17 protein-coding genes are annotated in these 19,059 nt (G+C 63.1%); 12 read left to right on the plus strand and 5 right to left on the minus strand.

Annotated features, from left to right (window positions below):
* Nucleotides 1-41: 41 nt before the first annotated feature.
* Genes pepN through RN346_RS06995 form a run of 3 tightly spaced genes read left to right on the plus strand, consistent with a single transcriptional unit; the run spans nt 42 to nt 5,114 of the window.
* The gene (gene pepN / locus RN346_RS06985; RefSeq protein ID WP_311962559.1) at nt 42-2,672 is read left to right on the plus strand and encodes an aminopeptidase N; all 2,631 of its coding nucleotides are present in this window, start codon (nt 42-44) and stop codon (nt 2,670-2,672) included.
* A 33-nt stretch (nt 2,673-2,705) separates the two neighbouring features.
* The gene (yegS, locus tag RN346_RS06990; protein ID WP_263587326.1) at nt 2,706-3,665 is read left to right on the plus strand and encodes a lipid kinase YegS; all 960 of its coding nucleotides are present in this window, start codon (nt 2,706-2,708) and stop codon (nt 3,663-3,665) included.
* Between the two features lie 60 nt (nt 3,666-3,725).
* Complete coding sequence (locus RN346_RS06995; protein WP_311962560.1) at nt 3,726-5,114, plus strand: hypothetical protein; 1,389 nt, start codon at nt 3,726-3,728, stop codon at nt 5,112-5,114.
* A gap of 72 nt (nt 5,115-5,186) precedes the next feature.
* On the opposite strand, the gene RN346_RS07000 is transcribed toward RN346_RS06995, so the two are convergent.
* The gene (locus RN346_RS07000; protein WP_252107491.1) at nt 5,187-5,390 is read right to left on the minus strand and encodes a cold-shock protein; all 204 of its coding nucleotides are present in this window, start codon (nt 5,388-5,390) and stop codon (nt 5,187-5,189) included.
* Between the two features lie 130 nt (nt 5,391-5,520).
* Here RN346_RS07000 and RN346_RS07005 point away from each other — a divergent pair, with 130 nt between their 5' ends.
* Nucleotides 5,521-6,177, plus strand: coding sequence for a LysE family translocator (locus RN346_RS07005; RefSeq protein ID WP_311962561.1), 657 nt, complete (start codon nt 5,521-5,523; stop codon nt 6,175-6,177).
* Between the two features lie 19 nt (nt 6,178-6,196).
* On the opposite strand, the gene RN346_RS07010 is transcribed toward RN346_RS07005, so the two are convergent.
* Nucleotides 6,197-8,161: a transglycosylase SLT domain-containing protein gene (locus RN346_RS07010; RefSeq protein WP_263584336.1), complete on the minus strand. Its 1,965-nt coding sequence runs from the start codon at nt 8,159-8,161 to the stop codon at nt 6,197-6,199.
* Nucleotides 8,162-8,296: 135 nt separating this feature from the next.
* On the opposite strand from RN346_RS07010, the gene RN346_RS07015 reads away from it, so the two are divergent.
* From RN346_RS07015 to sixA, 4 genes are all read left to right on the plus strand, one after another.
* Complete coding sequence (locus tag RN346_RS07015; protein WP_263584335.1) at nt 8,297-8,629, plus strand: YkvA family protein; 333 nt, start codon at nt 8,297-8,299, stop codon at nt 8,627-8,629.
* Nucleotides 8,630-8,780: 151 nt separating this feature from the next.
* Nucleotides 8,781-10,685 carry a molecular chaperone HtpG gene (gene htpG / locus RN346_RS07020; RefSeq protein ID WP_311962562.1) on the plus strand — a complete coding sequence of 635 codons (1,905 nt, stop codon included), beginning with the start codon at nt 8,781-8,783 and terminating at the stop codon, nt 10,683-10,685.
* Nucleotides 10,686-10,820: 135 nt separating this feature from the next.
* The gene (locus tag RN346_RS07025; protein WP_311960669.1) at nt 10,821-11,891 is read left to right on the plus strand and encodes an NAD(P)H-dependent glycerol-3-phosphate dehydrogenase; all 1,071 of its coding nucleotides are present in this window, start codon (nt 10,821-10,823) and stop codon (nt 11,889-11,891) included.
* Nucleotides 11,881-12,360, plus strand: coding sequence for a phosphohistidine phosphatase SixA (sixA, locus tag RN346_RS07030; RefSeq protein ID WP_263584332.1), 480 nt, complete (start codon nt 11,881-11,883; stop codon nt 12,358-12,360). The genes RN346_RS07025 and sixA overlap by 11 nt, the downstream gene beginning before the upstream one ends.
* Before the next feature lie 78 nt (nt 12,361-12,438).
* Here the strand turns inward: sixA and gatB are convergent, their stop codons facing one another.
* The 3 genes from gatB to gatC are packed head-to-tail and all read right to left on the minus strand — an operon-like array spanning nt 12,439 to nt 15,700.
* A complete protein-coding gene (gene gatB / locus RN346_RS07035) occupies nt 12,439-13,893 on the minus strand; it encodes an Asp-tRNA(Asn)/Glu-tRNA(Gln) amidotransferase subunit GatB (protein WP_263584331.1) in 1,455 nt (484 codons plus the stop codon).
* Nucleotides 13,893-15,353, minus strand: a complete 1,461-nt coding sequence (gene gatA, locus RN346_RS07040; protein ID WP_311962564.1) for an Asp-tRNA(Asn)/Glu-tRNA(Gln) amidotransferase subunit GatA — start codon at nt 15,351-15,353, stop codon at nt 13,893-13,895. The genes gatB and gatA overlap by 1 nt, the downstream gene beginning before the upstream one ends.
* Nucleotides 15,354-15,412: 59 nt before the next feature.
* Nucleotides 15,413-15,700: an Asp-tRNA(Asn)/Glu-tRNA(Gln) amidotransferase subunit GatC gene (gatC, locus tag RN346_RS07045; protein WP_263584329.1), complete on the minus strand. Its 288-nt coding sequence runs from the start codon at nt 15,698-15,700 to the stop codon at nt 15,413-15,415.
* 226 nt (nt 15,701-15,926) lie between these two features.
* On the opposite strand from gatC, the gene RN346_RS07050 reads away from it, so the two are divergent.
* Genes RN346_RS07050 through RN346_RS07065 form a run of 4 tightly spaced genes read left to right on the plus strand, consistent with a single transcriptional unit; the run spans nt 15,927 to nt 19,015 of the window.
* A complete protein-coding gene (locus tag RN346_RS07050; RefSeq protein WP_018915723.1) occupies nt 15,927-16,964 on the plus strand; it encodes a rod shape-determining protein in 1,038 nt (345 codons plus the stop codon).
* A gap of 23 nt (nt 16,965-16,987) precedes the next feature.
* Nucleotides 16,988-17,929 (plus strand): rod shape-determining protein MreC, encoded by a 942-nt coding sequence (gene mreC / locus RN346_RS07055; protein WP_263584328.1) that lies wholly within the window; start codon nt 16,988-16,990, stop codon nt 17,927-17,929.
* Nucleotides 17,922-18,416, plus strand: a complete 495-nt coding sequence (gene mreD, locus RN346_RS07060; RefSeq protein ID WP_263584327.1) for a rod shape-determining protein MreD — start codon at nt 17,922-17,924, stop codon at nt 18,414-18,416. Before mreC ends, mreD begins: the two co-directional genes overlap by 8 nt.
* Entirely contained in the window at nt 18,413-19,015 is a 603-nt protein-coding gene (locus tag RN346_RS07065; RefSeq protein ID WP_263584326.1) for a nucleoside triphosphate pyrophosphatase, read from the plus strand. The genes mreD and RN346_RS07065 overlap by 4 nt, the downstream gene beginning before the upstream one ends.
* Nucleotides 19,016-19,059 lie beyond the last annotated feature (44 nt).

Below are 19,059 nucleotides of genomic sequence, written 5' to 3' on the forward strand. Positions count from 1 at the left end.
TTCCAAAAACAGCGATGTGACCCAGCAAGGAGCTATGCAACATGTCCGATCCGCAGCCGGTTTATCTAAGCGACTACCAGCCGCCCGATTACAGCGTGACCCACACCGAGCTGACGTTCGATCTTGACCCTGCTGCTACCCGTGTCAAAGCCCGTCTTTTTATCGAGCGAAGCGCCACCGCCGCTGAAAGCGCGCCGCTGGTGCTCGACGGTGAACACCTTAAACTGATGTCACTGTCGCTCGACGACCGCGTCCTTGCGCCTGACGACTACGCGCTGACTGACGAAACACTCACCATCGCTCAGGTGCCGGCGCGGTTTTGTCTTCAAAGCGAGGTCGAGATCGACCCGCAAAGCAATACCGCACTCGAAGGGCTCTACCAGTCCAGCGGCATGTACTGCACTCAGTGTGAAGCCCAGGGCTTTCGCCGAATTACCTTTTACCCGGACCGCCCGGACGTCATGGCCACGTTCAAGGTCACCGTCGTCGGCGATGAAACCCGCGAGCCGGTACTGCTTGCCAACGGCAACCCGGTCGAGAAGGGCACTTGTGAAGGCGGGCGCCACTTCGCGGTGTGGGAAGATCCGCACCCCAAGCCGAGCTATCTGTTCGCGCTGGTCGCCGGCGACCTGCACAAGGTGAGCGACAGCTTCACCACCCTGAGCGGCCGTGAAGTGGCCCTCGAGATCTGGGTGGAAGAGGAGAACCTGAACAAGACCGAGCACGCGATGGCCTCCCTGAAGCGCGCCATGGCCTGGGACGAGCAGGCCTACGGGCGCGAGTACGACCTGGATCTGTTCATGATCGTGGCGGTGAACGATTTCAACATGGGCGCGATGGAGAACAAGGGGCTCAATATCTTCAACTCGGCGGCGGTGCTGACCCACCCGGACACCGCCACCGACGCAACCTTTCAAACCGTCGAAAGCATCGTCGCCCACGAGTATTTTCACAACTGGTCCGGCAACCGGGTCACCTGCCGCGACTGGTTTCAGCTCTCGCTCAAGGAGGGTTTCACCGTCTTTCGCGACCAGTGCTTCTCCGCGGACACCAATTCCGCGCCGGTCAAGCGCATTCAGGACGTGTCGTTTTTCCGCACCGCCCAGTTCGCCGAAGACGCCGGCCCCACCGCCCACCCGGTGCGCCCGGACCACTATATCGAGATCACCAACTTCTACACCCTGACGATCTACGAGAAGGGCGCGGAAGTAGTGCGCATGCTGTGTAACCTGATCGGTGAAGAGACGTTTCGCCAGGGCGCGGACCTCTACTTCGAGCGCTTTGACGGCCAGGCCGCCACCATCGAAGATTTCGTCGGCTGCATGGCCGAGGTCTCCGGCCAGGATCTTTTACAGTTCATGCGCTGGTACGGCCAGGCGGGCACGCCGGAAATCGATGCCTTCGGCGAGTACGACTACGTTCACGGCGAGTACCACCTCACGCTTCGCCAGCGCACGCCGGCAACGCCTGGCCAGACCGACAAACAGCCGCTGCACATTCCTGTGCTGATGGGCCTGGTCGGCACCAAGTCCGGCCAGGATCTGACGCTGACCCTGAACGGTGAGTCGCTTGGCAAGCAGGGCGTGGTGCACTTGACCGAAAACGAGCAGACGTTCGTCTTCGAACACGTGGCCGAGGCGCCGGTGCCGTCGCTTTTACGCAACTTCTCCGCGCCGGTGACGCTGCACTACCCCTACTCCCGCGAGGATCTGGCATTTTTGCTGACCCACGACAGCGACGGCTTCAACCGTTGGGACGCCGGCCAGCGCCTGTCGATGCTGGCGCTGGACGACTTGATCGCCGCGCATCGAAACGGTGTCGAGAAGGTCATGGATACGCGGGTGGTCGAGGCGTTTCGCGCGCTGTTGACCGAGGAGCAAAACGACAAGGCGGTGCTGGCCGAGATGCTCACACTGCCTACCGAAGCCTATATCGCCGAGCAGCAGCGCATCGTCGATGTCGACGCCATCCATAACGCCCGCGAATTCATGCGCCAGTCGCTGGCGCTGGCGCTTCGCGACGAGTTCATCGCCACGTATGAAGCGAACACCCAGGACGAGCCCTACGCGCCGACGCCGGAGCAGATCGCCACGCGCAGTCTGAAGAACGTCGCGCTTGCCTACCTGATGTCGATCGAGGACGAGAAGGGCGTCGCGCTCTGCCAGGCGCAGTTCGAGGCGGGGCTCAATATGACCGATGTGCGCCAGGCCCTGACGCTTTTGGTACACAGCGACCGCGACGATCTGGCGACCCCGGCACTCAAGGCGTTCGGCGAGCAGTGGGCGCACGATTCGCTGGTGATGGATCAGTGGTTCACGGTGCAAGTGACGCGCCCGCAGTCCGATGTGCTCGAGCGCGTGCGTTATTTGATGGACCACCCGGCGTTTTCGATCAAAAATCCCAACAAGGTGCGCGCGCTGATCGGCGCGTTTACCCAGAACCGGATCAACTTCCACCGTCTCGACGGCCAGGGGTACCGGCTTTTGGCCGACGTAGTCATCGAGCTCAACCGCCTGAATCCGGAAATCGCCGCGCGTTTGATCACGCCGCTGACGCGCTGGCAGCGTTTTGATGAGCCACGCAAGGTGCTGATGCGCGACGAGCTCAAACGAATCAGCAGGGAGCCGCTCTCCTCCAACGTGTTCGAAGTGGTGGAGAAGGCACTGGCCTGAAAGGGCGAACCAACCATGGAAAGGAAACCGCCGGTGACAGACTCGCAAAAGCGTTACTTACTGATCGTGAACGGTAAATCCTCGGGTGATCCGATGCTTCGCGAGGCGGTCCTGGCCGAGCGGAAGGCGGGAAAAGAGATCACGGTGCGCGCGACCTGGGAAGGCGGTGACGCCGCCGAGTTCGCCGAAAAAGCCGTCGATGACGGTATGACTCACGTGATCGCCGCCGGCGGCGACGGTACGGTCAACGAGGTGGTCAACGGGCTGATGCGCGTGGCTCACGACCGTCGCCCGGCGCTGGGCATCGTGCCGATGGGCAGCGCCAACGACTTCGCCACCTCCGTCGGGCTGCCGTTGGAACCGGGGCCGGCGCTGTCGGCGGCGCTCTCTTTTGAGGGGGCACCGATCGACGTGGTGCGCATGACCGCCGGGCAGGGCAGCGAGGCGGACGTTAGCTACTATATCAACATGACCACCGGCGGCTTCGGCGCCGAAATCACCTCCACCACGCCCAAGATGCTCAAGCGCATGCTGGGAGGCGGGGCCTACTCGCTGATGGGGGCGCTCAAAGCCTGGCGCCACCAGAGCTATCGCGGCACGCTGCACTGGCAGGAGCACGAGCAGAGCGAGTCGCTTTTGCTGTTGGCGCTGGGTAACGGCCGCCAGTCCGGCGGTGGCCAGGTGTTGGCCCCGCGTGCCAGACTTGATGACGGCCGCCTCGACGTGCTGCTGGTCAAGGATTTTTCATCGGTATGGGAGCTGCCCACGCTGATCGGCGAGCTGCAGAATTTTCCCGCCGAGGGGCGCTACGTACGCTACTTTACCGCGACGAAGCTCACGGTCACGACCAAAGCCGACGATGCGCCTTGGCCCTTGACCCTGGATGGCGAGGCCCGTCATCACGAACGCTTTAGTGTCGAGGTCGTGCCGCTGGCGCTCAGCGTTTTGTTACCCGAGGGCTGCACGCTGCTGTCCGCCAATGATCATCCCTGATAACCCATATTGAGCCATCAATAGCGCCATTACACATGGCCACCAAAGGAGAGTCGCCCGATGGTAAATCGCTTGTGGATTCCGCTGCTGGCAAGTCTGGCGCTCGTGCTGAGCGCCTGCGGTGATAGCCAGGAAGAGCCGACCGTCGAGCCGGAATCGACGGACAGTGCCGTCTCCGATGATGAGGTCATCGACAACGAAGAGGCCCCCTTGGCCGCCGAGAACGCCGCCGACATGCCCGATGCCGGTGAAATGGAGGACGACGTCGAAGCGCGCCAGGCCGCTGAGGAGCTCGAACAGGCCGAGGCGCTCGACGCTGAAGGCGCCGAGTCGACGGTCGGCGAAGAGGTGCAGGCCGGTGAAGATACCCTGGCTGCCGACCCGGAAGAGGCGCTCGATGAAGAGAGCGCCATGCCAGGTGAAACCACCCGCTCCGATGTCGATGAAGTGATCGCCGAAACCGAGCGCCGCTTCGAGGAGGCGCAGCGCCAGCTCGAGCAGCAGTTCCAGGAGGTCGAGAACCAGACGCCGGAACTCGACCCCGCGGAGAGTGAAAGCTTCTCCAGCGACTGGGAAGTCGAAAGTAGCCTGCCCGAAAGCGAGCGCCAGAACGAGAACCTGGACGCGACGGATGTCGATGCCCTGATCGAGGATACCGAGCGGCGCTTCGAAGAGGCGCAGCAGCGTCTGAACGAGCAGTTCCAGGAGATGGAGCGCGAGCGTAGCACCGGCGCAACGAACGCCGCGGCGCTGGGCACAAGCGCCCACCAGCCCGGCAGCGGAAGCTCGATGCTCAGTACCGCCGCGATCGCCGGCGCCGCGGCGGTAGCCACCGCGCTCATCGCCAACCGTGGCGGCAACGATAACGATGACGAAGACCGATCCGCCGCGCAACAAAGCGCTGCTCAGAGCGACGTTTCCGAGCAGAGTGTTGATCCGTCATCCAGCGCCTCGATGAGCGATAGCGCAGGGAGCACCAACGCCGACGCCGCGTCTTCGAGCGAGACGGCAAGCGGTGCCGCTCAGCCCGGGCCAGCCGCTACCCCCCAGGAAGCGACGGCGGCCCCGGGCGGCGATACCAGCGCCGGCGATGAGCAGGGTGCTTCCACTTCGCCAAGCGACGATACGGCGCAAGCGCCTGCCAATGACGACGGTACCGAGGCGTCGCAAAACGCAACCGCGGCCGAGACTGAAGAAGCCGCCGCCGCGCCGGGTGGCGAAAGCGTAGAGGAGGCTGACGCAGCGAGCGACGACGCTTCGATCGATCAGCGCGCCAATGACGAGAGCGACAATGGCTCGAGTGCGGCTACAGAGGAGCCCGGCGCGCTGGAATCAAACGGAACCGGCGAAGTAGAAGGTGAAGAAGTAAACGACGCCGACGCTGAAAATGACGAGGCGCCGCTCGACGAGCAGGAGCGCGATCTCGATGAGCTGAACGCCGCGCAGTGACCCGGCGGCACTTTAGTCGATGTTCAGGCAATAAAAAGGCCCGCCAGGCGGGCCTTTATCTTCGCGCGCCGATCAGGAAACGCGAATGTTGGAAGCCTGAAGGCCTTTCTTGCCTTGCGTGACTTCAAAAGTGACTTTTTGACCGTCCTGCAGGGTCTTGAAGCCTTCAGCCTGAATTTCTGAGAAGTGCGCAAAAAGGTCGTCGCCGCCGTCATCCGGAGAGATGAAGCCATAACCTTTCGTGTCGTTGAACCACTTGACGGTACCAGTTGCCATCTTTCGTTTCCTTAACGAGCTTTTAATAATAGATAGGCGCTTTTAGCGCCTACAAAATCACTTTAGAAGTAAAAAAAGGGGTCGTCCAGTGACGACGTCAGGATTCTTTTAACGCAAAGAGCGCCGCTTTATGAGCCCTATTACGCTGGTAGATGCCCAGTTCATTCCCTTTCTGATCGCGATCACGCTGCTCTCGATCACCCCCGGCGTGGACACGCTGCTGGTGATTCGCAATACCGCTCGCGGCGGCGTGCGCGACGGCGTCGTCACCAGCCTTGCGATCTGCTGCGGGCTGTTCGTGCACGCCACGATTTCCGCGCTGGGTATCTCGCTCATTCTGTTGCAGTCCGCGATGGCGTTCAATCTGCTCAAGCTCGCCGGGGCTGGATATCTGGTATGGTTGGGCATCACCAGCCTGCTGGCCGCCAGGCGCGGCGTGGCGTTGCCCGTCGGCGCGCTCGACCAGCCGCACTCGCCGGTGCCGCTGTGGAGGCCGATTCGCGAAGGGCTCTTGTCCAACGTGCTCAACCCCAAAACGGTGGTGTTCTACATGGCGTTTTTACCGCAGTTCATCGCCCCCACCGAGCCAGTGCTTTTGAAGTCGCTGTGGCTCGCCGGCGTGCATTTCGTGATTGCCAATGTCTGGCAAATTGGCGTGGTGCTGCTGGTGGGAAGTGCCGGGCGATGGCTGGCCAGCGCTCGCTTTGCGCGAGTGCTCAACGCCACGACTGGCGCGGTGCTGGTGCTCTTCGGCCTGCGCCTGGCGCTCGAGCAGCGCCCGGTTTAGCCGGGCGCTGAGGATGTGGCTAGCGAAGCGTGAGCAGGGCGCGGTCGTAGCGACTCTGCTGCTCGTTATCGCTCAAGAGCGTCACGCCCTGGCTGTCGCCGCCCCGGGCCAGGCTTTCGAAAATCACTCGGTAGCTCAGCACCGCCTGAACGTAGTCGCGGGTTTCACGAAACGGAATGCTCTCAACGAACAGGTCGAACGACTCCATGCCGCTGCCCAGCCACTGGTCGACCCGGCCGGGGCCGGCGTTGTAGGCCGCCGTCGCCGCCAGGCGGTTGCCGCGGTAGCGGTCGAGCTTTTCACGAATATAGGTGCTGCCCAGGCGAATGTTGAGCTCCGGGTCGAGCACCCCGTAAGGCCCCGGGTCGGCCAGGCCCAGCTGGCGGGCCACCTGGGCGGCGGTGCCCGGCATCAGCTGCATCAAGCCGCGGGCACCGGCAGGCGAGAGCGCCACCGGGTTGTAGGCGCTTTCGCGACGGGTAATCGCCATTAAAAGGTAAGGGTCGACCCCGGTCTGGTTGCCCCAGCGCATGAAACTTTCACGGTAGGCCGGCGGGAAGCGCCACTCCAGTGCATCCCACATCTCGCCGGCGATGGTGGTTTGCACCAGCCGCGCGTACCACTGACGCTGGGCGGCGTAGTCTGCCAGCGCCCGGGCCTCCAGCGGGGGCAAGGTGCGCGCGGCGTAAAGCCACTCGCTGTTGGCCAGGCCGTCTTCACCGATACGCAGCAGTGCCTCGGTGCGCTGCACCACCGGAAGGTTCGCGGTGCGCTCGCGCGACACCTCGTCGAAGTAGCTGACCTCGTTGTTCAACCGGTAGGGAATGCCGAGCTTCTCCGCGGCGGCGAAGCCGTAAAAACTGCGGTCCAGCGCTGCCTCGCGATAGCGCGCCTCGGCGGCGTCCCGGTTACCCAACTGCTCGTTGGCCCGAGCCAGCCAGTACTGCCAGCGGCTGCTCTCCTGCTGGGTCGGCGGCATCTGGGCGATCCAGCGCATGACGTCCTGCCACTGGCGATCTTCGAGCGCGCGGCGCACGCGGAGCTCGAGCACTCGCTCGCTGCCAAGCGAAGGCAGCACGCTGTCCACCCAGCCAAGCGCGCCGGGTACGCTTCGAACCAGCGCATAAAAGGCGAGTTCTTCCTCGATGACGCGCTGCGCGTCGCTATCGAGCGCCAGCCGGGGCGACAGGCTCTGCCAGGCGCTCAGCGCGGCGGGCGTGTTTTCCTGGGTGTAGCGCTGCATGCCGGCCTGATAGAACGCCGCGCTTGCCGCGCACTGTGGGCCCAAACACGCCGGCGCCTGGGCAATCATCGAGGCGCTGCGGTGGGTGGCCTCCACGGTGTCGATGGCGCTTTGCCACTGCCCGCCCAGCAGGCCGTTAAGGTAGTTCGAAAGTCCGATGTCACCGGCCTGCCAGGCCAGCATCTTGCGTTCCCACACCGCGCGGTCATCGATCGTACCGTCGGCGCGCAGGCGATTGAAGAGCGTGTCGCAGGCGTTGGGCTGGGAGCTGCCAGTGCGCCAGAGATCGAGCCCTGCGGCGCGCGCCTCCAAAGGCGCCCGGTCCAGCAGTGCCGTGTAGTAGTAGCATTGGCGGGCGGTGCCGTCCGGCACGCCGTCGGCGATAGCCAACAGGTCGTTGTAACGCCCGGCGTAGCCGTAATTGGCGATTGCCTGGCCGCGCATCCACTCGGAAAGTGGCGAATCGCTGTAGCGCTGGAGAAAGTCCTGAACCTCGCCGGAAGAGACGTTGGGAAGACGCCCGCGCAGGCGATGATACTCGACGTAGCCTTCGAGCACGTGGCCGGCGATGGCGCGCTCGTCGACGCGCTGCCACTGCTGGTCGCGGGCAGCGTTGAGTGCCGCGCTCATTTGGGCGTCCGTTGCCGCCAGACTCGGCGTGGCAACTCCCTGGGCGGCTAAACCGACGAGCGCGGCGACGCCCAGCGCTTTAAGGCGAAAACGTAATCGCAAAACCGGCATGGCTTCCTCTCTTTAAACGGGTGGCGCTGACTGCTGGGGTATTGAGCGTCTATAGTGGACCATAACGGCGCCGCTTGCCCCTACAATTGGGGGACTTGACGCGTTGACCTGCATTTTTCACAAGGACGAATACTCATGGCACGATGGATGAAAGGGTGGTGGCTTGGGCGCTTGAAAGGCCGTGTTGGGGCGTTCAAGCGTATCGCGCGGGCGTTGAAACTGTTTTTCCCCATGACGCGCGATGTCGTGAGCGGCCGCTACCGTCCGGTGCCCTGGTCGGCGTTTGGCATGATGGCGCTGGCGCTTGGCTATCTGATCATGCCCTTCGATTTGATTCCGGACTTTCTCTTTCTCATCGGCGTCGTCGATGACGCGCTGATCATTGGCTGGCTTCTGGATCGCATCGACCGGCGTTTGATTGGCTATCGGGCGTGGAAGTACGGCGACCCGGAACCGCTGGACACCTGATCCTTGAACCTGAGCCTTGAACCCCGGGCCCTTGCTCGGTATCACCGTGTTCTTGAAATCATTCGGCCTGGCCCCATATTGACGTTCACACGAACGTTTCGCGCTAAAAAAGCGCATTGGTAACGCAGCAATAGGCAATTGAGGGCTACGCATGAGCACGGCAACCCACGAAGAAACGCTTGGTTTTCAAACGGAAGTCAAACAGCTTCTGAACCTGATGATCAACTCCCTGTACTCCAACCGGGAGATCTTTCTCCGCGAGCTGATCTCCAACGCTGCGGATGCCTGCGACAAGCTTCGCTACGCCGCGCTCGATAGCGACGCGCTGTACGAAGGCGACAGCGACCTGCGTATCGAAATCGAGCACGATGCCGCCGCCAACACCGTGACGCTGCGCGACAACGGCATCGGTATGAACCGCGACGACGTGATTTCCAATTTGGGCACCATCGCGCGCTCCGGTACCGCCGAGTTCATGCAACAGCTCACCGGCGAGCAGCAAAAGGACGCCAAGCTGATCGGCCAGTTCGGTGTCGGTTTCTACTCCGGTTTCATCGTTGCTGACGAAGTGGTCGTGCGCACTCGCAAGGCGGGCAGCGAGAAAGGTGAAGGCGTGGAATGGCGCTCGAAGGGCGAGGGCGAGTTCAGCGTCGCCGACCTCGAGCTCGATTTTCACGGCACCGAAATTACCCTGCACCTCAAGGACGATGCCAAGGAGTACGCCGACGACTACCGCTTGAAAGGGCTGGTGCGCAAGTACTCGGATCATATCGAAGTGCCGGTGCGTATGCCGAAGGTCGAAACTGCAAAGGACGATGACGGCAACGAGATCGAAGGTAGCGAAGTCACGACCTGGGAGACCATCAACGAAGCCACCGCGCTTTGGGTGCGTCCGAAATCCGAGGTGAGCGACGACGAGTACAAGGCGTTCTACAAGCACGTCGCCCATGATTTCAGCGACCCCTTGACCTGGAGCCACAACAAGGTCGAAGGCAAGCTCGAGTACACCAGTCTTCTGTATGTGCCCGGCCGCGCGCCGTTCGACATGTTCGAGCGCGACGGTGCCCGCGGCGTGAAGCTTTACGTACAGCGCGTGTTCATCATGGACGACGCCGAGCAGTTTTTGCCGCTCTACCTGCGCTTCATCAAGGGGGTGCTGGATACTCGCGATTTGTCGCTCAACGTGTCGCGTGAAATTCTTCAGCAGGACCCGAAGGTCGAAAAGATCAAGGGCGCACTCACCAAGCGCGCGCTGGACATGCTCAAGAAGCTCTCGAAAGACAGCGAGCAGTACCAGACGTTCTGGAACACCTTTGGCAGCGTGCTGAAGGAAGGCCCGGGCGAAGATCCCTCCAACCGCGAAAACATTGCCGGTCTTCTGCGCTTCGCTTCGACGCATACCGATACCGCCGCTCAGGATCAGTCGCTGGCCGGCTACATCGAGCGCATGAAGGAAGGTCAGCAGAAAATCTACTACGTGGTCGCGGACAGCTTCAACGCAGCGAAGAACAGCCCGCACCTCGAAATCTTCCGCAAGAAAGGCATCGAAGTCCTGCTGCTGTCGGATCGCATCGACGAGTGGCTGATGAGCCATCTGACCGAGTTCGACGGCAAGTCGTTTGCGGACGTGGCCAAGGGCGAGCTCGACCTTGGCGATGTGGAAGACGAAGAGGAGAAGAAGGCCCAGGAAGAGACCGCCAAATCGAAGGAGGCGCTGGTCAAGCGAGTGAAAGAGGCGCTGGCCGAGGGCGTTCAGGAAGTGAAGATCACCCATCGCCTGACCGACTCCCCGGCCTGCGTGGTGCTGCCCGAGCACGAAATGGGCTACCAGATGCGCCGCATCATGGAGGCCGCCGGCCAGCCGATGCCCGAGGTGAAGCCGATTCTCGAGCTCAACCCGGATCACGCTCTGGTGGCGCGCCTGGAAGGCGCCGAGGGCGAGCAGTTCACCCAGCTGGCCCACATCCTGCTCGACCAGGCCATCATCGCCGAAGGTGGCCATCTCGACGACCCGGCCGCCTACGTCAAGCGGTTGAATAGCGTTCTTACCGCCTGATCAGCGTTTAAGCAATGCGGCCCGCCTTTTGGCGGGCCGTTTTTTTAGCGCTAGAAAACAGGCCGTTATCCAGCGTCCTGGTCAAAGCGATAAGTGATAAAGTAGCTGCATCGCCCGAAAGAGTAGGATGACGTCATGGCTTTGGAGCAGATCAAGGTTGCGGTGCTCGGCGGCGGAAGCTTCGGCACCGCGCTTGCCAGTATCGCCGCCGATAACGGCGCCCAGGTGTGCCAGTGGATGCGCGACGAGGCGCTGGTCGAGCAGATCAACACCGAGCACCGAAACGGGCGCTACCTGCCCGACTACGCAATCAACGAGGCAGTCACCGCCTCGACCAACATCCGCGAAACCGTCGAGGGCGCGGCGCTAGTGCTCGTCGCCATTCCCTCCAGCGCCTTTCGAGACGTCGTGCGTCAGGCCAAACGGTGGCTTACAAAAGAGCAAATTCTCGTCAGCACCACCAAGGGCATCGAGCAGGACAGCTTTTTGCTGATGAGTCAGGTGCTGGAAGAGGAGACGGGTTTTCCCCATATCGGGGTGATCGCCGGCCCCAACCTTGCCTCGGAAATCGCCGACAAGCAGCTGACCGCCACCGTGGTGGCAAGCCAGGACCCGCTGACTCGCACCCGTGTGCAGCAGGCGCTGGGCTGTGGCTACTTTCGCGTTTACGCCAGCAACGACCGCCACGGCGTGGAGCTCGGCGGGGCGCTCAAGAATATTTACGCCATCTCCGCTGGCATGGCCGCCGCGCTTGGCATGGGCGAGAACACCCGCAGCATGCTGATGACCCGGGCGCTGGCGGAAATGGGCCGCTTCGCCGTCGCCCAGGGGGCGAACCCGATGACCTTTCTGGGCCTGGCCGGGGTGGGCGATCTGATCGTGACCTGCTCGTCGAAGCTTTCGCGCAACTATCGCGTGGGCTTTGCCATGGGCGAAGGGCGTACGCTCCAGGAGGCCATCGACGCGCTGGGCCAGGTGGCGGAAGGCGTCAATACGGTCAGGCTCGTGCGCGACAAGGCGAGGGAGATGAACGTCTACATGCCGCTTGCCGAAGGGCTCAACCGGGTGCTGTTCGAAGGCGTGGCGCCCAAGGAGATGGCCGGCATGCTGATGATGAACGAGCACAGCAGCGACGTGGAGTTCGTGCTGCCCCGAGAGGCCGTCCATCGGGCGCACAGCGAAACGGGAGGCGCCCATGGCAAGTGATGCTCGCCTTTTGATCATGCGCCACGGCGAAGCAGGGCCGGGGCAGGTCGACCATGCGCGCACGCTGACCGCCCAGGGCGAGTACGAGGCGGCGCGCATGGCCGGCTGGCTTGCGGCTCAGGACGATTTGGGGGCGGTCAGGCTCTGCGCGAGCCCCTATCGGCGCGCTCAGCAAACCGCCGCCGCGGTGAGCGATGCGCTCGGCGTGCCGGTCGAAACGCTATCGAACATCACGCCGGACGATGCGCCGCGGGCGGTGAGCGATTGGCTCCTGGCGCAGCCGGAAGGCGAGACGATCATGCTCGTGAGCCACATGCCGCTGGTCGGCGCGCTGTGTGGCTATCTGGTCGAGGGGCGCGAAACCCGTGGCCCCGCCTTTGCCACCGGCGCCCTCGCCGAGCTCACGGCGCCGGTATGGGCGGCCGGGGTGGCCCGGCTCGTGCGCTTTATTGAGCCCGGCCAGCTTTAGCAGGGCCGAGCGTCAGATACCCAAACGGCGGCCCGAAGGCCGCCGTTTTGGCGTTAAGCAACTGCCCTGCAAAAGGGATCAAAGCAGCGCGTCGAGCTTCTCTTTCAAGAGACCGTTGACCTGCTGCGGGTTGGCGGTTCCGCGCGAGGCTTTCATCACCTGACCGACGAAGTAGCCGATCATCTTGCCGCGCTTTTCCGGCTCCGCGTCGCGGTACTGCGCGACCTGGGCCGGGTTCTCCGCAATCACCTCGTCGATCATCGCCTCGATGGCACCGGTGTCGGTCACCTGTTTCAGGCCCTTGGCCTCGATCACCTCGTCGGCGTCGCGCCCCTGGCCGTTCCACAGCGCCTGGAAGACCTCCTTGGCAGCCTTGCCATTGATCGTGCCGTCGACCACGCGCTTGATGAGCTGACCCAACTGCTGCGCTGACACCGGGCTTTGCGCAACGCCCAGGTTTTCCCGGTTGAGCGCCCCGGAGAGTTCGCCCTGAACCCAGTTGGCCGCCTGCTTGGCGTCACCGCAGACCTGGTACACTTCCTCGAAAAACTCCGCCATTTCGCGACTGGCAGAGAGCACGTTGGCGTCGTACGCCGACAGCCCCAGCTCGTTTTGAAAGCGCGCGCGCTTGTCGGCGGGTAGTTCCGGCAGCTGACCTTTCAAATGGTCGAGATACGCCTGGTCGAGTACGACCGGCAAAAGGTCCGGGCAGGGGAAGTAGCGGTAGTCGTTGGCTTCCTCTTTTGTCCGCATGCTGCGCGTCTCGTCGCGCTCCGGGTCGAACAGGCGCGTCTCCTGGACCACCTTACCGCCGTCCTCGATCAGCTCGATCTGGCGTTCGACCTCGAAGGCGATGGCGCGCTCGACGAAGCGAAACGAGTTGACGTTCTTGATCTCGGCGCGGGTGCCAAACGCTTCCTGTCCTTTGGGGCGCACGGAGACGTTGACGTCGCAGCGCATCGAGCCTTCCGCCATGTTGCCGTCGGAAATGCCAAGATACGTGACGATCGAGTGGATCGCCTTGAGATACGCCGCTGCCTCTTTCGCGCTTCGCATGTCCGGCTCAGAAACGATCTCCAGAAGCGGGGTGCCGGCGCGGTTCAGGTCGATGCCGGTCATGCCCTGGAAGTCTTCGTGCAGCGACTTGCCTGCGTCCTCTTCCAGGTGCGCGTGGTGGATGCGGATGCGCTTGGTCACCTCGTCATCCAGGGTGATCTCGACCTCGCCCGGGCCCACGATGGGGTGGTACATCTGGCTGGTCTGATAGCCCTTGGGCAAATCCGGATAGAAGTAGTTCTTGCGATCGAACACCGATACTTCGGGAATGCCGGCGTGTACTGCGAGGCCGAACTGAACGGCCATCGCCACGGCCTGCTCGTTGAGCACGGGCAAGCTGCCGGGTAGCCCCAGGTCTACCGCGCTTGCCTGGGTGTTGGGCTCACTGCCGAACGCGGTCGACGCCCCGGAGAAGATCTTGGAGCGGGTAGCGAGCTGAACGTGAACCTCCAGCCCGATGACGGTTTCCCATTGCATTAGGCGTTCTCCTCGGCGAGTGCGGGACGTTGAAGGTGCCAGTCGGTGGCCTGCTGGAACTGGTGGGCCACGTTCAGAAGCTGCGCCTCGGCGAAGTGGGTGCCAAGAATCTGAAGCCCGACCGGGCGGCCGTCGACGAAGCCTGCCGGCACGCTCATGCCGGGAATGCCCGCCAGGTTGACGGCGATGGTGTAGATATCCTGCAGATACATCGACACCGGGTCCTTTTTCGCGCCCAGGTCAAACGCCGTGGTCGGCGCGGCCGGGCCCATCAGCACGTCGACGTCCTCGAACGCATCGAGGAAGTCCTGACGGATCAGACGGCGGACTTTCTGCGCCTTGATGTAGTAGGCGTCGAAAAAGCCTTCCGAGAGCGTGTGCGTGCCGATCAAAATGCGCCGCTTCACCTCTTCGCCGAACCCTTCCTGGCGGGTACGGGTATAAAGGTCGATCAGATCCCTTGGATCTTCACAGCGGTGGCCAAAGCGCACGCCGTCATAGCGCGACAGATTCGACGAGGCTTCTGCCGGGGCGATGACGTAGTAGGCGGGAATGGCGTAGTGGGTGTGCGGCAGGCTCACCTCGCGCACGGTCGCGCCGAGCGACTCGTACACCTTCACCGCCTCGCGCACCGCGCGCTCGACGTCCGGATTCAGGCCGTCACCGAAGTACTCTTTCGGCAGGCCGATCTTGAGCCCGGAAAGCGGCGCATCGAGCTGCTCGGTGTAGTCCGGCACGCCGCGGGTGGCGCAGGTGGAGTCGCGCACGTCGTGACCGGCGATGACGTTGAGAAGATGCGCGCAATCCTCTGCGCTGCGCGCCATGGGCCCGGCCTGATCGAGGCTCGAGGCGTAGGCGATCATGCCAAAGCGCGAAACGCGCCCGTAGGTGGGCTTGAGGCCGGTGATGCCGCAAAACGCGGCGGGCTGGCGAATCGAGCCGCCGGTGTCGGTGCCGAGCGCGGCTGGCACCAGGCCCGCCGCGACCGCCGCTGCACTGCCGCCGGAGCTTCCGCCGGGCACTGCCCGGAGATCCCAGGGGTTTTTCACCGGGCCATAATGGCTGTTCTCGTTGGAGGAGCCCATGGCGAACTCGTCCATGTTGGTCTTGCCAAGGCTTACGGTGCGCGCGGCATTCAGTTTTTCGACCACGGTCGCATCGTAAGGCGCTTCGAAGTTATCCAGCATTTTCGAGCCACAGCTGGTTTTAACGCCTTTGGTGCAGAAGATGTCCTTGAGCGCCAGTGGAATACCGGCAAGCGCGTGGGTGTCGCCCGCGGCGCGCGCCTTGTCGGCGGCTTCGGCGTTATCCAGCGCCTGTTCGGCGGTCACGCTGATAAAGCTGTTGAGCTTGCTGTCGAGCCGCTCGATCCGCTGTAGATAGTGGGCGGTGATCTCTCGGCTCGAGAGCTCGCCGCTTTTCAAGGCGGCCGCCAGCTGGGTTACGGTTTGATTATGCATGACCCAAAAGCTCCGTTCGGGGCGAATATGAAAAGTCGAAAGGGCGGGAGGAGGTGGCCTCACTCCACCACGCGAGGCACCAGGTATAGGCCGTCTTCCACCGCTGGCGCGCAGCGCTGATACTCGTCGCGCTGATTGGAATCGGTGACTTCGTCGGCGCGCAGGCGTTGGGTGGCGTCGAGCGGATGGGCGAGCGGGGCGACGCCGTCGGTATTCACCTGCTGAAGCTGGTCGACCATGTCCAGAATTCGGCTGAGATCGTCCACAAAACGGCCGGCCTGATCGTCGCTGATCGCCAGCCGCGCCAGGTGCGCGGCCCGGCGCACGTGAGATTCTTCAAGTGCCATGATCGCGGTTTCCTCACAAACGTAATGGAACGTATTTCGCGTTGGGCGGTATACGTACGGTCAACAAGACGCCGTCAATCGACAGAACGTCACTAAAATAGCCGCAAAAGGTACCACACAATCCACACAACGGGCAGGGGAGCGACTCGTGCTTGCTGCCAAGGGGTTGCGGTGATACCGTTTGCATCCGCACAGGGTTCCCGGTCTGCACTAGGTAACAACATCCATGTTCAAACGCTTGAGGGGGCTGTTTTCCAGCGATCTATCGATCGATCTGGGTACGGCCAACACACTGATTTATGTACGCGGTCGCGGCATCGTCCTGGACGAGCCTTCCGTCGTCGCCATTCGCCAATCGGGCAATATGCGTAGCGTCGCCTCCGTCGGCGCCGATGCCAAACGGATGCTGGGCCGCACGCCGGGCAACATCACGGCGATCCGTCCGATGAAGGATGGCGTCATCGCCGACTTCACCGTGACCGAGCAGATGCTCCAGCACTTCATTCGTAAAGTGCATCAAAGCACCTTTTTGACCCCCAGCCCCCGCGTTCTCGTGTGCGTGCCGTGCATGTCGACCCAGGTCGAGCGCCGCGCCATTCGTGAATCCGCCGAAGGCGCGGGCGCCCGCGAAGTGTTTCTGATCGAAGAGCCGATGGCCGCCGCGATCGGCGCTGGACTTCCGGTCGAGGAAGCGCAGGGGTCGATGGTCGTCGATATCGGTGGCGGTACTACCGAAATCGCGATCATCTCGCTCAACGGCGTCGTCTACTCCGAATCCATCCGCGTAGGCGGTGACCGTTTCGATGAGGCGATCACCGCGTACGTGCGCCGCCACTACGGCAGCCTCATCGGTGAAGCTACCGCCGAGCGTATCAAGGAAGAGATCGGCTGCGCCTACCCCGGCGGCGAGCTTCGAGAAATCGATGTTCGCGGGCGTAACCTGGCCGAAGGCATCCCCAGAAGCTTCACGCTCAACTCCCACGAGATTCTCGAGGCACTGCAGGAGACGCTCGGCTCGATCGTCGCCGCGGTCAAAAGCGCGCTCGAGCAGTCACCGCCCGAGCTTGCCTCGGACATCGCCGAGCGCGGCCTGGTGTTGACCGGTGGCGGGGCGCTCTTGCGCGATCTGGACAAGCTGATCGCCGAAGAGACGGGCCTTCCCGTGATCGTCGCCGAAGACCCGCTGACCTGCGTGGCGCGCGGCGGTGGTAAAGCGCTGGAAATGATCGATCAGCATACCTTCGAGCTGCTCTCGAGCGACTGATTCCAGCGGTTTACTGCGAGGGGTTGCCTATTAAACCGCTATTTTCGCACGGCCCCATTCCGGGCTACCGGTTCTTCTTTTGCGTGCTGGCGGCAAGCGCCTTGATGTTTGTCGACCAGCGCTTTACGCGCATGGAAGACGTACGCGCTCAGCTCACCATGGTCGTTGCACCGGTTCAGTGGGTCGTGAGCCTCCCAAGCGACCTGCTGAACTGGGGCTCTTTGGTGCTTTCCGACCAGCAAGCGTTGGTGGATGAAAACCGTCTTCTGCGCGAGCAGATTCTGACGCTTTCACACCGCGGCCAGCGTCTGGCCAACCTGACCTCCGAAAACGCCGAGCTGCGCGAGCTTTTGAGCGCCGCCGAGCGTACCGAAATTCCCTACATGTCGGCGGAGCTTTTGTCGCTCGATAACGACCCGTTCAGCCACCAAATGGTGATCGACCGCGGCCACCGCAACGGCGCCTACGTCGGCCAGCCGGTGATCGACGCCTTCGGGCTGGTCGGCCAGGTGACGGCGGTGTCGGCCTACTCGAGCCGGGTGCTGCTGCTGGCCGATGCCAGCCACGCCTTGCCGGTGCAGGTGAATCGTAACGGGCTGCGCTTCATCGTGCAGGGCACCGGGCGCTACGACAGCGTCAGCGTCCTTCACGTGCCGGACACCGCCGATATCCGCGAAGGCGATCTCTTGACCACCTCGGGGCTTGCCGGGCGCTTTCCGCCGGGCTACCCAGTGGCGCGGGTCACCGAGGTCTATCACGACCCGGGCCAGCCTTTTGCTCAGGTGAGTGCGGTACCGTCGGCGCAGCTGACCCGTTCGCGCCACTTCTTGTTGCTGTTTCCGCCGCCGCTGGAACAGGAGGACGAACCACCGTTGTGGGACGCTTCGATGACGATTTCGCCGGCGGCGATCCACGCCTCGCAGCGCCTTAACGAGGCGGCGTCTTCGGAGGTCCCCAATGGCTAGAGCGCCGGTGATTCCGCTGGTGGTGGTATGGCTGAGCCTGGTGCTCTCGCTGTGCCTGCAGGTCATGCCGCTGGCCGATGGTTGGCAAGCCTTTCGCCCGGACTGGATCGGTTTGATGCTGGTCTACTGGTGCATGCGCGTGCCGGACCGCGTGGGGGTACTGCACGGTTTCATGATCGGGCTGATGCTGGATCTGATCGAGGGCAGCGTACTGGGGCAGCACGCGCTGGTGTACACCACGCTCGCGTTTCTGGCGGCGCTGGTGTACCCGCGCTTTCGCGCCTACTCGCTGGTTCAGCAGGCGGTGCTGGTGCTGGTGCTGCTAGGGCTCGTGCAGCTCATCGAGCAGTGGCTGCGGGTGCTGACCGGCAATTTCACCATCCATCTCTCGTTTTTGATCTCCGCGCTGATCAGCGGGCTGCTGTGGCCCTGGCTTGCCACCATGCTCCTGGCGCTCGAGCGCCGAGCGGTCAAGGGCGCGTCGTGAGTGTTGATGGCGCCCACCGCGCGCCGACGCTGTGTCTGGCCTCTGCCTCGCCTCGGCGCAAGGCGCTTTTGGCCTCCATTGGCGTGGCGGTCGAGGTGCGCGCCAGCAACATCGATGAAACGCCCCTGGAAAACGAGTCGGCCCACGACTACGTCGAGCGCCTGGCCATCGCCAAGGCCCGGGCGTGCTTTGGTGCGACCGGGCTAGCCGTACTTGGCTCCGATACCGCCGTGGTGCTTGATGGCCGCGTGCTGGGCAAGCCTGAAAGCGCTGCTCACGGCCGCGAGATGCTCGCCGCGCTTTCCAGCCGGACCCATCAGGTCATGACCGGGGTCGCCGTGATCGGCCCTGCGGGTACGCTCTCAACGGTGGTCACCACCGAGGTGCGCATGAGAGCGATCAGTGATGCTGAAATCGCGCGCTACTGGGAGACCGGCGAGCCCTGGGACAAGGCCGGGGGCTATGCGATTCAAGGCCTGGCCTCCGTATTCGTCGAGGAAATTCGGGGCAGCCACTCGGCGGTGGTCGGACTTCCGCTTTTCGAGACGGCGGCGTTACTTTCGCGCCAGGGTGTGTCCGTTTGGTCGGCTCGCCTGTAAAGTGGTTGGGACATGGAACCCCCTTGAGGCCAGCGAGCCCATAA

Source organism: Halomonas sp. PAMB 3232 (genome assembly GCF_031954225.1).
Lineage (GTDB): Bacteria > Pseudomonadota > Gammaproteobacteria > Pseudomonadales > Halomonadaceae > Vreelandella.

Excerpts from the sequence above, each read along its gene's own strand:
- pepN (WP_311962559.1), top strand. The coding sequence starts at position 42 with ATGTCCGATCCGCAGCCGGTTTATCTAAGCGACTACCAGCCGCCCGAT.
- RN346_RS06995 (WP_311962560.1), top strand. The coding sequence starts at position 3,726 with ATGGTAAATCGCTTGTGGATTCCGCTGCTGGCAAGTCTGGCGCTCGTG.
- RN346_RS07000 (WP_252107491.1), bottom strand. The coding sequence starts at position 5,390 with ATGGCAACTGGTACCGTCAAGTGGTTCAACGACACGAAAGGTTATGGC.
- RN346_RS07005 (WP_311962561.1), top strand. The coding sequence starts at position 5,521 with ATGAGCCCTATTACGCTGGTAGATGCCCAGTTCATTCCCTTTCTGATC.
- RN346_RS07010 (WP_263584336.1), bottom strand. The coding sequence starts at position 8,161 with ATGCCGGTTTTGCGATTACGTTTTCGCCTTAAAGCGCTGGGCGTCGCC.
- RN346_RS07015 (WP_263584335.1), top strand. The coding sequence starts at position 8,297 with ATGGCACGATGGATGAAAGGGTGGTGGCTTGGGCGCTTGAAAGGCCGT.
- htpG (WP_311962562.1), top strand. The coding sequence starts at position 8,781 with ATGAGCACGGCAACCCACGAAGAAACGCTTGGTTTTCAAACGGAAGTC.
- RN346_RS07025 (WP_311960669.1), top strand. The coding sequence starts at position 10,821 with ATGGCTTTGGAGCAGATCAAGGTTGCGGTGCTCGGCGGCGGAAGCTTC.
- sixA (WP_263584332.1), top strand. The coding sequence starts at position 11,881 with ATGGCAAGTGATGCTCGCCTTTTGATCATGCGCCACGGCGAAGCAGGG.
- gatB (WP_263584331.1), bottom strand. The coding sequence starts at position 13,893 with ATGCAATGGGAAACCGTCATCGGGCTGGAGGTTCACGTTCAGCTCGCT.
- gatA (WP_311962564.1), bottom strand. The coding sequence starts at position 15,353 with ATGCATAATCAAACCGTAACCCAGCTGGCGGCCGCCTTGAAAAGCGGC.
- gatC (WP_263584329.1), bottom strand. The coding sequence starts at position 15,700 with ATGGCACTTGAAGAATCTCACGTGCGCCGGGCCGCGCACCTGGCGCGG.
- RN346_RS07050 (WP_018915723.1), top strand. The coding sequence starts at position 15,927 with ATGTTCAAACGCTTGAGGGGGCTGTTTTCCAGCGATCTATCGATCGAT.
- mreD (WP_263584327.1), top strand. The coding sequence starts at position 17,922 with ATGGCTAGAGCGCCGGTGATTCCGCTGGTGGTGGTATGGCTGAGCCTG.